Source organism: Lelliottia jeotgali (genome assembly GCF_977070485.1).
In genome coordinates, this window is sequence record NZ_CDRVFO010000007.1 from 40,884 (window position 1) to 53,192 (window position 12,309).

The 12,309-nt window shown below is 63.2% G+C and carries 9 protein-coding genes; 1 reads left to right on the forward strand and 8 read right to left on the reverse strand.

Going from position 1 to position 12,309, the window contains the following annotated elements:
• Positions 1-7: 7 nt before the first annotated feature.
• The 3 genes from ACW4TB_RS12290 to pmbA form a co-directional block, all read right to left on the reverse strand.
• Positions 8-1,384, reverse strand: coding sequence for a class II fumarate hydratase (locus tag ACW4TB_RS12290; protein WP_254466397.1), 1,377 nt, complete (start codon positions 1,382-1,384; stop codon positions 8-10).
• Complete coding sequence (locus tag ACW4TB_RS12295) at positions 1,377-1,769, reverse strand: hypothetical protein (protein WP_012316084.1); 393 nt, start codon at positions 1,767-1,769, stop codon at positions 1,377-1,379. Before ACW4TB_RS12295 ends, ACW4TB_RS12290 begins: the two co-directional genes overlap by 8 nt.
• Before the next feature lie 136 nt (positions 1,770-1,905).
• Positions 1,906-3,252 (reverse strand): metalloprotease PmbA, encoded by a 1,347-nt coding sequence (gene pmbA, locus ACW4TB_RS12300; RefSeq protein WP_279930682.1) that lies wholly within the window; start codon positions 3,250-3,252, stop codon positions 1,906-1,908.
• Between the two features lie 155 nt (positions 3,253-3,407).
• On the opposite strand from pmbA, the gene yjgA reads away from it, so the two are divergent.
• The gene (yjgA, locus tag ACW4TB_RS12305; RefSeq protein WP_012316086.1) at positions 3,408-3,929 is read left to right on the forward strand and encodes a ribosome biogenesis factor YjgA; all 522 of its coding nucleotides are present in this window, start codon (positions 3,408-3,410) and stop codon (positions 3,927-3,929) included.
• Positions 3,930-3,970: 41 nt separating this feature from the next.
• On the opposite strand, the gene tldD is transcribed toward yjgA, so the two are convergent.
• The 5 genes from tldD to ACW4TB_RS12330 form a co-directional block, all read right to left on the reverse strand.
• Positions 3,971-5,410, reverse strand: coding sequence for a metalloprotease TldD (gene tldD / locus ACW4TB_RS12310; protein WP_012316087.1), 1,440 nt, complete (start codon positions 5,408-5,410; stop codon positions 3,971-3,973).
• 2 nt (positions 5,411-5,412) lie between these two features.
• Complete coding sequence (locus ACW4TB_RS12315; protein ID WP_254466399.1) at positions 5,413-6,264, reverse strand: carbon-nitrogen hydrolase family protein; 852 nt, start codon at positions 6,262-6,264, stop codon at positions 5,413-5,415.
• 14 nt (positions 6,265-6,278) lie between these two features.
• The gene (locus tag ACW4TB_RS12320; protein WP_455842984.1) at positions 6,279-10,088 is read right to left on the reverse strand and encodes a YhdP family protein; all 3,810 of its coding nucleotides are present in this window, start codon (positions 10,086-10,088) and stop codon (positions 6,279-6,281) included.
• A gap of 88 nt (positions 10,089-10,176) precedes the next feature.
• The gene (rng, locus tag ACW4TB_RS12325; RefSeq protein WP_012316090.1) at positions 10,177-11,634 is read right to left on the reverse strand and encodes a ribonuclease G; all 1,458 of its coding nucleotides are present in this window, start codon (positions 11,632-11,634) and stop codon (positions 10,177-10,179) included.
• A gap of 54 nt (positions 11,635-11,688) precedes the next feature.
• Complete coding sequence (locus ACW4TB_RS12330) at positions 11,689-12,300, reverse strand: Maf family protein (protein WP_012316091.1); 612 nt, start codon at positions 12,298-12,300, stop codon at positions 11,689-11,691.
• Positions 12,301-12,309: the final 9 nt, after the last annotated feature.

Genomic DNA, 12,309 nt, shown 5'->3' on the forward strand with positions numbered 1-12,309 from the left:
ACGCGGGTCAGATGCCCCCAGCGGTGAGTTTTTCCGGGTCCAGCAGCGCCTCGAGCTGATCGCGCGACAGGTCGGTATGCTCCAGCGCCACGTCGATGATCGGCCGGCCCTGTTTGTAGGCGGTCTTGGCGATCTCAGCGGCCTTGAGGTAGCCGATGATCGGGTTCAGCGCGGTGACCAGGATCGGGTTGCGCGCCAGGGCTTCCTTGAGCTTGCCCTCATTGACCTTGAAGCTGGAGATGGCCTTGTCGGCCAGCAGGCGGCTGGCATTGGCCATCAGCTCGATGCTCTCCAGCAGGTTGCGGGCAATCACCGGCAGCATCACGTTGAGCTCGAAGTTGCCCGACTGGCCGGCAATGGCGATGGTCGCGTCGTTGCCGATCACCTGGGCGGCCACCATGGCTGTGGCTTCCGGGATCACCGGGTTGACCTTGCCCGGCATGATCGAGGAGCCAGGCTGCAGGCCTTGCAGTTCGATTTCACCGAGGCCGGCGAGCGGGCCGGAGTTCATCCAGCGCAGGTCGTTGGCGATTTTCATCAGTGCCACGGCAGTGGTCTTGAGCTGGCCGGACAGCGCCACGGCGGTGTCCTGGGAGCCGATCAGGGCGAACAGGTTCTGTCCCCGGGTGAACTCGACCTGGGTGAGGCCGCTCAGCTGACGGGCAAAGCTTGCGGCGAACTGCGGATGGGCGTTGATCCCGGTGCCAACGGCAGTGCCACCCTGGGCCAGGGCCTGAAGGCTCGGCAGGGTTGCCTCGATGTGCGCGTTGGCGCCTTTGATCTGTGCTGCCCAGCCATCGAGCACCTGGCTCATGCGCACCGGCATGGCATCCATCAGATGGGTACGGCCAGTCTTCACGTACTGATGCACTTGCACCGATTTGGCCTCGATCACCTCAACCAGGTGAGCCAGGGCGGGCAGCAACTGCTCATGCAGCGCCAGTGCGGCACTGACATGGATGGTGGTCGGGATGATGTCGTTGCTGCTCTGGCCGCAGTTGACGTGGTCGTTGGCACTGACCTGCTCACCGAGCAGGCGGCTGGCCAGGGTGGCGATCACCTCGTTGGCATTCATGTTCGAGCTGGTGCCGGAGCCAGTCTGGTACACGTCCACCGGGAAGTGCTGGATGAAGTCCTCGGCGAGCAGGTGCTCGACCGCCTTGACGATGGCTTGGCCCTGGGCGGCGGAAATCTGCTCCAGCTCGATGTTGGCCTTGGCTGCCGCAGCCTTGGCCAGCAGCAGAGCACGAATGAACTGGGCCGGCATACGTTGGCCGCTGATCGGGAAGTTGTCGACCGCGCGCTGGGTCTGAGCGCCATACAGGGCCAGGGCCGGCACCTGCAGTTCACCCATGCTGTCACGCTCGATACGGGTATCACTCATCATCAAATCCTTGCATCAGTTCATCGGGAGGAATGGACGGCAGCAACCGGCAATTGGCCAGTTGCAGGGCGTAGGGTTGCCAGCGCTGGTTCTGATCCAGGCGGTCCAGGTTGCGCAGTTCAAGCAGGGGGCGCCAGGCCTGATCCAGGCACTGGCAACGCCAATGCCATGGCAGCATGCGATCGCAGGCGGTATCCAGCAGCAGGCGGAAAGAGGTCAGCGCCACCGTCCATGGCGAGGTATCCGTGCAGCAGACCAGGTAGCGGCCTTCGGCAAGGTAGTGCTCGATCAGGCGCGGCTCGTCAGGTTCGAGCGCGCAGCGGATGCGCCGGCTGAGCCAGCGCCAGTTTTCCAGGTAGGGCAGTTCGCGCAGGGCAGGTTTCATGAACATCATCACCAAAGCACTTGGGTAATGATTTTCATTATTAAATGATAACCGTAATCACTTCAAGCGCAGGTTGAGCAAAAAAAACCCGGCACAGTGGCCGGGTTCCGAGGTTTTTGCTTACCGCGTTGACAATTCAGCTACCTGCAACGGTCATCCGCTCGATCAACACCGAGCCCGTGTGTATATTGCTACGGGTTTCAAGATCACTGCCAATCGCCACAATCTGCTGGAACATGTCTTTCATGTTGCCGGCAATCGTCACTTCCTGCACCGCATGCTGGATCTCGCCATTCTCAACCCAGAAACCTGCAGCACCGCGCGAGTAGTCGCCCGTGACCATGTTCAGGCCATGGCCCATCAGCTCAGTCACCAGCAAACCGCGCCCCATGCGCCGGATCAGTGCCGCCTGATCTTCGATGCCATGGGTGACATACAGGTTATGCACGCCGCCGGAATTGGCCGTGCTTGGCAAGCCGAGCTTGCGACCGGAATAGGTACCCAGCAGGTAAGACACCAGCTCCCCTTTATCGACAAACGGCTTGGCATAAGTCGCCAGGCCATCACCGTCGAATGCCGCGCTGCCAAGGGCACGCGGAATATGTGGGCGCTCATCCAGCGTCAGCCAGCTGGGGAACAGACGCTGGCCAATGGCACCATCGAGGAACGACGACTTGCGGTACAAGTTGCCACCAGAAATGGCCGACAAGAAGCTGCCGAACAGACCACCCGCCAGTTCGGCGGAGAACAGCACCGGCACTTCGCAGGTCTTGACCGGACGCGCACCGAGTCGGCAGGCTGCTCGCAGTGCCGCGCGCTGGCCAATGCTGCGCGGGTCGGCCAACAGCTGGCCCTGGCGGTTGACGTCATACCAGTAATCACGCTGCATCTGGCCTTCACCTTCAGCGATCATCACGCAGCTCAGGCTATGCCGGGTCGATGCGTAGCCACCGATGAAGCCATGGCTGTTGCCATAGACACGGCAACCCTGATGGGTATTGAGGGTGGTGCCATCGGCGTTGAGAATGCGTGGGTCAGCGTCGAATGCCGCAGCCTCACAGGCCAGCGCCATCTCGATGGCTTTCTCGGGCTCCAGATCCCAGTCATGGTAAAGATCCAGGTCAGGGATCTCGCGCGCCATCAGCGCCGCATCAGCCAGCCCCGAGCACTCGTCTTCGGAGGTGTGCCTGGCAATGGCCAGGGCGGCGGCAACGGTTTCGCGAATTGCCTCCGGCCCACTGGCCGAGGTGCTGGCCGAGCCCTTGCGCTGGCCAACATAGAGGGTGATGCCAAAGCCTTGGTCACGGTTGAACTCTACCGTCTCGACCTCACGCTGGCGCACCGTGGTGGACAAGCCCTGCTCCAGCGATACCGCCACTTCGCAGGCGCTGGCACCCTGCCGGCTCGCCTCGGCGATGATCGCTTCGACCTGCTCCTGCAACGCTGGCAGGTCCTTGGGGCCTACGCTCTGGACTGCACTCATGGTTTTCTCCACTCAAATTCTGCGTTCGGCGAGGGTCATTCTACGACCGGGCCGGACAAGCGGCCCCCGGGTGGTTATCATGGCGGCAATTTCTATGCCTTGTACGAAAAGTGCCTGCGCGGCGACTTTTCATAAAACTTAAACGGACTGCCACCATGGTTGATTCATACGACGACGCCTTCGACGGCGAAAAAAGCAAAACCCAGATCAAGCGCGAGTTGCATGCGCTGGTCGAACTCGGCGAACGCTTGACCACGGTCAAGGCCGATACCCTGGCGCGCCTGCCGTTGACCGACGAGCTGCGCAAAGCCTTGGCCGAAGCCTGCAAGCACACCGCCCATGGCGCACGCAAACGGCATATGTCGTTCGTCGGCAAGCTGATGCGCGACCAGGACCTGGACGCCATCCACGCGGTACTCGAGCAGATCGACAGCTCCAGCCGCCAGTACAACGAGCGCTTCCACAACCTGGAGCGCTGGCGGGACCGCCTGATCGACGGTAACGACGAGGACCTTGAACGCTTCGTCAACGAATACCCCGACACCGACCGTCAGCAACTGCGTTCGCTGATCCGTCACGCCCAGCACGAGAAGGCGCGGAATAAGCCGCCTGCCGCTGCGCGCAAGGTATTCAAGTACATCCGCGACCTCGACGAGCTTCAGCGCGGCCTGCGCTGAACCCCGCCACCTGGGGCTGCCCTGCAGCCCCGGGGCATGCATCACGCGCCGGTACCACCGACGGTGATCGCGTCCAGCTTCAATGTCGGCTGGCCAACCCCTACCGGCACCGATTGCCCATCCTTGCCGCACGTGCCCACACCGCTGTCCAACGCAAGATCGTTACCCACCATCGACACTCGGCTCATGGCCTCGGGCCCGTTGCCGATCAGTGTTGCGCCTTTGACCGGCGCGGTGATTTTCCCGTCTTCGATCAGATAGGCTTCGCTGGTCGAGAACACGAACTTGCCGCTGGTGATGTCCACCTGGCCACCGCCAAGGTTGGCGCAATAGATGCCTTTCTTCACTGAAGCGATGATTTCCTGGGGGTCGCTTTCCCCGGCACGCATGTAGGTGTTGGTCATGCGTGGCATCGGCAGGTGGGCGTAGGATTCGCGGCGGCCGTTACCGGTCACCGCCATCCCCATCAGGCGTGCATTGAGTTTGTCCTGCATGTAGCCCTTGAGCACGCCGTTCTCGATCAGCGTGGTGCATTCGGTCGGCGTGCCCTCGTCGTCGACACTCAGCGAGCCGCGGCGGCCCTCCAGGGTGCCGTCGTCCACGATAGTGCACAGGCTCGAAGCCACCTTCTCGCCGATCCGGCCACTGAACGCCGAGCTGCCCTTACGGTTGAAATCGCCTTCCAGACCGTGGCCGACCGCTTCATGCAACAGCACACCCGACCAGCCGGAACCCAGCACCACCGGCAAGGTACCAGCTGGCGCAGGAATGGCCTCCAGGTTCACCAAGGCCTGGCGCAGCGCCTCACGGGCATAACCCATGACCCGTTCCTCGGTGAAGAAGCGGTAGTCGGTACGCCCGCCGCCGCCCTGCCCGCCCCGTTCGCGCCGACCATTTTGCTCGACGATGACACTGACGTTGAAGCGCACCAGCGGCCGCACGTCAGCGGCCAGGCTGCCGTCGGCCGCAGCGATCAGAATGCGCTCCCAAACCCCGGCCATGCTCACGCTGACCTGCTGGATACGCGGGTCGAGCGCCCGCGTGGCGGCATCGACACGTTTGAGCAGCTCGACCTTTTCAGCACGGCTGAGCACGTCCAGCGGGTTGTCCGGTGCATACAGGGCCGTCACGTCCTGGCTGCGGAACGCTTGAACAGTGCCATTCTGGCCGGCGCGGGAAATCGAACGCGCCGCACGGGCTGCCGAAGTCAGAGCCTCGAGGTTGATCGCGTTGCTGTAGGCGAAACCGGTTTTCTCACCCGACTGGGCACGCACGCCCACGCCCTGGTCAAGGTTGAAGCTGCCCTCTTTGACAATGCCGTCCTCCAGCGCCCAGGTTTCCGAGATCTGGCCCTGGAAGTACAGGTCGGCGGCGTCGATGCCCGGCCCGGCCAACTCGCCCAGTACAGCCTGCAGGCTGTCCAGGGTCAGTCCGCCTGGGGCCAGGAGCTGCTCGCTGACGGTGGATAACATCTGGCTCATAGTCACTCCGAGGTGTGCGCAGGCCGCAAGGCGTCCTGCGAAAAAAAGCGCCGGTGCGAGGCAACCGGCATGCGCGCCCGAATGGACGCTTGTTCATCACTGTCGCGCTCGGCGAGCAATACCGCTTCGCCTTGCGCCTGTTCGGCGACGATCCGCCCCCAGGGGTCGACGATCGCCGCATGCCCATAGGTCTCCCGCGGGCCTGGATGGCTACCGCCCTGTGCTGCGGCCAGCACATAGCACTGGGTTTCAATGGCCCGGGCACGAATCAGCACTTCCCAATGCGCCGCGCCTGTGACCGCAGTGAACGCCGCTGGTGCCGTGATCAGTTGCGCGCCGGCACTGCGCAGCGCGCTGTACAGTTCCGGGAAACGCAGGTCGTAGCAGACGGTCAAGCCCAAGCGACCTGCCGGCGTGTCGGCTACCACCACTTGCGCGCCGTGGGCATAGTCGTCGGATTCACGGTAACGGCCGCGGTTATCGGCCACGTCCACGTCGAACAAGTGCAGCTTGTCGTAGCGCGCCACCACCTCACCGTGCTCGTCGATCAAAAGCGAGCAGGCATGCGCCTTGGCATCAGGCTGATCGGCAGGTGGCAGCGGCAAGGTGCCGGCAACAATCCATAATCTGAGGTCGCGGGCCGTGCGTTTCAACCAGGGCAGTATCGGCCCCTCACCCAGGGCCTCGGCTCGGCCGATCGCAGCGGCGTCCTTGCGCCCCATGGCGGCAAAATTTTCTGGCAGCACCGCCAGCCTGGCGCCACCGAATGCCGCCTGTTCCAGCAAGGCACCCGCACGCTGCAAGTTGGCCAGCACATCGTCCTGGCTGACCATCTGGATCACCGCTACTTTCATCGGCACTCCTGGCACTACTTGTTGAACGGTTTCACAAAGGTGATTCTAGGCTCTTTCCACGGCCCTTCGATGCGATAGTGCACGCTGGCGAAGCGCGATACCCGGTCACCGATCAGCCTATCGACCAGAAACAGCGCGCCACCGACCGCCGGTGCGCCGACGATCAGCGCGGCCAGCGGCAGATTGTTGGTCACAGGCAGGGAGACCTGCAGGTTGGCGTCCACCCGGTCGCGAACGAGGTCCAGCGTACCGTCGAGCTCGAAGTTGCTCGAAGGCCCGGTCACGCTGATCGGCTCGCGGGTCACGTAGACGCCGTCACTGGCTACCAGCAAGCCTTTTACCCGGTCATAGGCCAGGCCCTTGTCAAACAGGTCGGAGAAGTCCAGGCGCAGGCGCCGACCGATGGAGTTGAAGTTGAGCAGGCCGAACACCCGCAAGGCTTGCGCGCCGCCCTCCACCTCGACGAACTGGCCCGTGCGCAACGCCGCATCCATGCTGCCCGAGAAGCGGTTTAGGCCGACCCAGGCTGGCGAACCGGGCCAGCGGCCATCCACATCCAGACGAAAGTCGCGACTGGTCACGGTAGGCGCGAAGCCCCAGGCCTTGAGCACGTCGGCCAGGTTCTTGCCATCCAGGCGGCCCTTGTACCAGCTGCTGGTGGCACCGCTGTCACCTTCCCAGCCGCCCCGGCCGTCGATGTGCAGGCCTTTGAAGACGAGGTCGATATCCTGAGCTGCTACGCCTCGAGCGGTCGGGCGCAGCTTCAGCGCCAGGTTGCCGTACAGGTCGTCGCCGCGGTACAGCTTGTCGATGGTCAGGTCCAGTGCCGGTACCTTGCGTGGGTCGAACGAGGCCAGCGGGTCAGGGCCTTCCTCGGCCTGTGCTTGCGCCGGGTCCGCTGGTGGCAGGCGCAAGGTCTGCAGGCGCACGGTCATCGGTGCGCCCTTGGCATCGGGTAAACGCGCATTGCCGATGACTTCCTTGCTGTCCAGGCGCAGATCCCATGCTGGGCCTCCCCGGGCCAGACGCACGACCGCCTGGTTCAGGTCCATGCCGAGGGCCTTCAACTGGCCGATGCTCAGGTCTACGCTCTGCAGAGTCTGCCGGGCACTTGCGCCAGGGTCGTCGCCACTCATCTGCGTCATCTGGGCCTGCCAGGGCGCCAGGTCCAGGCTCTCGAGGCGCCCCCGTACACGCAGGCCCTGCCCAGCTGGCACCTGCGCCTGCCCTGCCCCCAGCAGCAGTTCGCCGCGACCTTGCGCCAGGTTTTGGCTGGGCGCTGCATAGGCAAAGCGGGCAAGGTCGGCGTAGGCAGCATCCAGACGCCGCTCAGGCCCTTGCAGGGTCATGCTGAATCGGCTCTCACGGGTATCTGCTGCGGCCTTGCCGAACGGCGCAGGCAAATCGATTGCAAGGCCTTTGAGCGACGAATTCACGCTCAGACTGTTGTCGCGGCTGCCAAGGTTGAGTTGCAACTGATAGGGCAGGTCGCCAGACGCCGGCAAGGGCTGCTTGACCTGCAGCCAGTCGGTCAAGGCCCGCAGCGACACCTGGCCATTTGCGTTGATACGCGTCTGCATCTGCCCAGGCTGACCCTCGGCAGTGATCTGCGCGGTCACCGGTTTGCCAAATGCCTGCAGGGCGATGTTCTTCCCGCTCAGCCCCTTGTCGAGATCGAAACTGAAATCGCCCTTGAGTCGGCTCAGCTCCAGGCTTGGCGGCGCAACCTTGAGGCGTGCATCGGAGGTGGCAAAGTCGACCTGCACCTTCGGGCGTTGTCCTCGGGCCAGGGGGATGTCGAGCTTGAGCTTGCCCTTGAGCGGTCCCTCGCCCTCCCATCCTGCGAAAATTTCCCCCGTGCCGATAGGCGCTTCCTTGAGAATCCTCAGGCCATCGCCGAGGCTGCCGTCGAAATTGCCATCAAGGTACAGGCGGCTTTGCTCGGCACCCTCCACATGGGGAATGTTGACACTGACGTCACTTACCTGGGTGTCCAGCAACAGGCCTTTATTGGCCTTGATGCGCACGCCACTGTCCTCGATCAGCACATCGCCATCGACGTTTTGCACCTGTGGCCAGCCAGGCTGGAAGTCCAGGGCGGCGTCGTGCACCTTGAAGAACAGGCTGATGCTGCGCGATTCGGGGCTGGCCCCGTGGTTCAGCGAACCTTGATACTGGAAGTAGCCTTCATCGACGTTGCCCTTGACGATGGCACTGCGCAGCCATTCGTCGAGCGCCGGGCTAAGCACCTCAGGCAGGTATTTGGCGGTGTAGCGCCCATCCCCTTCGGTCAGGCCGACGCGCAGGTCCATGTAGCTCTCGCTGCCTTCATTGAACAGCAGGCGAATCAGGAAGTCCCCGGCGATCTTGCCCTCTTCGCCCAGCACTTTCAGGTAGGGGGCGGCCAGGGTGAAACCCTCTTTGTCGAGGGTATAGGTCAAACGGGCGTTGGCTTTCTGATAATGCCAAGGTTTGGCGAAGATCGGATACAGATGCAACATGAAAGCGTCGGTATCCAGGCGTAGCTCGCCATGGCCCAGGTCTCCGCTGATACTGCCGCTGACATTGCCGGCAGCCGGTGCGCCGTGGTAGGCGTCAAAGCCCACTTTTTCCAGATTGGCAGCGAACTGCAGCCGTTGATCACCCTCGGCCTTGGGCCGCAAGTCGAGGCGCAAGTTACGCACGGCACCGGTCACATTCAGCGCATCGACCGCAGTCATGAATTTTTCAGGCAGTGGCGCCAGTGCATCTATCAAAGGCGTCAGCGGCGCAAGGTCAAGGCGGTCGGCTTGCACCTGCCAGCTTTCCCCTGCGGGTTCCTCACCTGCGCTCTGACGCACCTGCAGCTTCGACTCCCAGCGAGTCTTGCCGATGTTGGCAGCCAGTGAATCGACAACCACATCGAACCCTTGCTCGCGACGCTGGAACCAGGCCGACAAAGCCAGGTTATCCAGTGTTACCGCCTGGCGCTGGGCATAGGCGCCGCGCAACTGAGGGGCATTGAGGCGGACCACCGCCTGCTGCAACCGGCCCTCACCCCAGTCAACCCAGAATTCACCACCGGCGCGCAGGGCTTGGGCCTGCCACTGGCCGAGCAGGCGTGGCGGCAGCCAACGCGCCCAGTCGCTCTGCGGCAGGCTCAGGTAAGCCTCTGCCTTACCGTCGCGCCAGGCCTGGGGCGTTACCCGGCTGCGCAGGTTCAGTGCCAACGGCTGACCGTCAGGCAGGGTCGCACGCAGGTCCAGCGCCTGGCGTGAAGCGCCGGCCTGCAGGCCAAAGCTGACATAGGTAAGAGTCAACGGATCACGCTGCCAGGGCTGCAGGGTGACCTGGCTGTCGAATGCGTCGATACGGCCCAACTGTTGCAGACGCTGCAGCACCTCGGCCGGGTCCAGCGGCGCGTCGTCCTTTTTCGGTAAGCCTTCAAGCGCCCAACCGCCCTGCTCGTTCTCACGCAGGATCAGTTGCAGGCCCGCCAACTGGATACGCGCCAGGCGTACTTCGCGTGCAGTGAGGCTGGCCCACAAGTCGGGCACCAGCTTGACGTCATCCAGGCGCAACGCCGAAGCACCCTCGCCCAACTGCAGGTCACGAACCCGCAGCACCGGCGCCAGGCCACTCCAGCGCCCTTCAAGCGCCCCCACATGCACCGGCAGGCCCAACGCCTGCTCTGCCTTGCTTTCAAGGTCGGCGCGATATTCGGCCACCAGTGGCACCAGCTCCCGGCCGAGGCTGACATAGAGCGCCACCAACACAGCCAGCAGGGCGCAGATGCCCAGCCCCCAACGAGTCAAGGCGACAAGAACGCGGGTCAGACGTCCCATGGCCATGGCCCTCCAGGTCGTTTATCCATGATGGCTCGAAGCAGCGGTTTTGCCAGCCCGAGCACCTTGGACTGGGTATCAGAAAGCCTCAGAGCAGCACCACATCGTACTGCTCCTGCGAGTACATCGACTCGACCTGGAAGCGAATGGTTCGACCGATGAACGTTTCTAGCTCGGCCACGTTGCCGGATTCTTCATCGAGCAGGCGGTCGACCACCTTCTGGTTGGCCAGTACACGATAGCCTTCTGCCTGATAGGCGCGGGCTTCACGAAGGATCTCGCGGAAAATTTCATAACAGATCGTTTCCGGGGTTTTCAGCTTGCCACGCCCCTGGCAGGCGGTGCACGGTTCGCACAGTACCTGCTCCAGGCTCTCACGCGTGCGCTTGCGGGTCATCTGTACCAGGCCCAGCTCGGTGATGCCGATGATGTTGGTCTTGGCATGGTCACGTTCAAGCTGCTTCTCCAGCGTACGCAGCACCTGGCGTTGATGGTCCTCATCCTCCATGTCGATGAAGTCGATGATGATGATCCCGCCAATGTTGCGCAGGCGCAGCTGCCGGGCGATTGCCGTGGCCGCTTCGAGGTTGGTCTTGAAGATGGTCTCTTCGAGGTTGCGGTGGCCGACGAAGGCGCCGGTGTTGACGTCGATGGTAGTCATTGCCTCGGCGGGGTCGACCACCAGATAGCCACCGGACTTGAGCGGCACCTTGCGATCCAGTGCGCGCTGGATTTCGTCCTCGACGCCATACAGGTCGAAGATCGGCCGTTCGCCCGGGTAGTGCTCCAGGCGGTCGGCGATCTCCGGCATCAGTTCGGCAACGAACTGCGTGGTTTTCTGGAAGGTTTCCCGGGAGTCGATGCGGATCTTCTCGATCTTGGGGTTGACCAGGTCGCGCAGTGTGCGCAAGGCCAGGCCAAGATCCTCGTAGATGACCGTCGGGGCACCGCAGGTCTGGATCTGGCTGCCAATCTGCTCCCACAGACGGCGCAGGTAGCGGATGTCCTGCAGGATCTCTTCGGCCCGTGCGCCCTCGGCAGCAGTGCGCAGGATGAAACCGCCAGCGTTCTTGATGTCTTCGCTGTCCATGCAGTCACTGACCACCTGCTTGAGGCGATCACGTTCGGCTTCGTCTTCGATCTTCAGGGAAATACCGACGTGGCTGCTGCGCGGCATGTACACCAGGTAACGCGACGGTATGGACAGCTGGGTGGTCAGCCGTGCGCCCTTGCTACCGATGGGGTCTTTGGTCACCTGCACCACCAGGGCCTGGCCCTCGTGTACCAGTGCAGTGATGGTCTCCACGGCAGAACCTTCGCGCTGGGAAATCTCCGAGGCATGAATGAACGCGGCGCGCTCCAGGCCGATATCGACGAACGCCGCCTGCATGCCTGGTAGCACCCGCACCACTTTGCCCTTGTAGATATTGCCGACGATGCCGCGACGCTGGGTGCGCTCGACGTGCACTTCCTGCAGCACCCCGTTTTCCACCACCGCCACACGCGACTCCATCGGGGTGATGTTGATCAGGATCTCTTCACTCATGGCAGGCTCTCGTCAAAGGTCTTCGGTAATCATGGATCGCGGGCGCCGGGCTGGCTACTGCTGCTTTGTTACCTCTGGAGAAAGCGCCGGCACCTGCCAGCAGGCGATACCGAATTGGGCGAGCAGCTCGGCCGTCTCGCTCAGGGGCAGGCCGACTACCGCCGAATAGCTGCCCTGAAGGCCGGTCACGAATACCGCCCCCAAGCCCTGAATGGCATAACCGCCGGCTTTGTCCACCGGCTCGCCACTGGCCCAATAGCGCTGCGCTTCGTCCGGCTCGATGGCGCGAAAACGTACGTTGCTGGTGACGCAGACACTGAGGCAGCACTGGCCATCGCTCAGCGCCACCGCCGTCAACACCTGATGTTCGCGCCCTGCGAGGTCGGCCAGCATGGCCAAGGCATCTTCACGGTTTTCCGGCTTGCCGAGAATACGACCATCGAGCACCACCGCAGTGTCTGCGCCGAGCACTACGGCCGGGCCGGCAAGACTGGCAAGGCCAGCCTCAGCCTTGCTCCGGGCCAGGCGTTCGACGTACGCCACGGCGCTTTCATCTGGCAGCGGGGTTTCATCGATGGGGGCGCTGGTGACGGTGAACGGCACGCCGATCTGGGCCAGCAATTCACGACGACGGGGCGAGCCGGAGGCCAGGTAAAGTGGTTTCATGCAGACATC

Bases quoted from the DNA above. Each gene is read 5' to 3' on its own strand.
- ACW4TB_RS12320 (WP_455842984.1), bottom strand. From the start codon at position 10,088: ATGGGACGTCTGACCCGCGTTCTTGTCGCCTTGACTCGTTGGGGGCTG.
- ACW4TB_RS12295 (WP_012316084.1), bottom strand. From the start codon at position 1,769: ATGAAACCTGCCCTGCGCGAACTGCCCTACCTGGAAAACTGGCGCTGG.
- ACW4TB_RS12315 (WP_254466399.1), bottom strand. From the start codon at position 6,264: ATGAAAGTAGCGGTGATCCAGATGGTCAGCCAGGACGATGTGCTGGCC.
- pmbA (WP_279930682.1), bottom strand. From the start codon at position 3,252: ATGAGTGCAGTCCAGAGCGTAGGCCCCAAGGACCTGCCAGCGTTGCAG.
- ACW4TB_RS12330 (WP_012316091.1), bottom strand. From the start codon at position 12,300: ATGAAACCACTTTACCTGGCCTCCGGCTCGCCCCGTCGTCGTGAATTG.
- yjgA (WP_012316086.1), top strand. From the start codon at position 3,408: ATGGTTGATTCATACGACGACGCCTTCGACGGCGAAAAAAGCAAAACC.
- ACW4TB_RS12290 (WP_254466397.1), bottom strand. From the start codon at position 1,384: ATGAGTGATACCCGTATCGAGCGTGACAGCATGGGTGAACTGCAGGTG.
- tldD (WP_012316087.1), bottom strand. From the start codon at position 5,410: ATGAGCCAGATGTTATCCACCGTCAGCGAGCAGCTCCTGGCCCCAGGC.
- rng (WP_012316090.1), bottom strand. From the start codon at position 11,634: ATGAGTGAAGAGATCCTGATCAACATCACCCCGATGGAGTCGCGTGTG.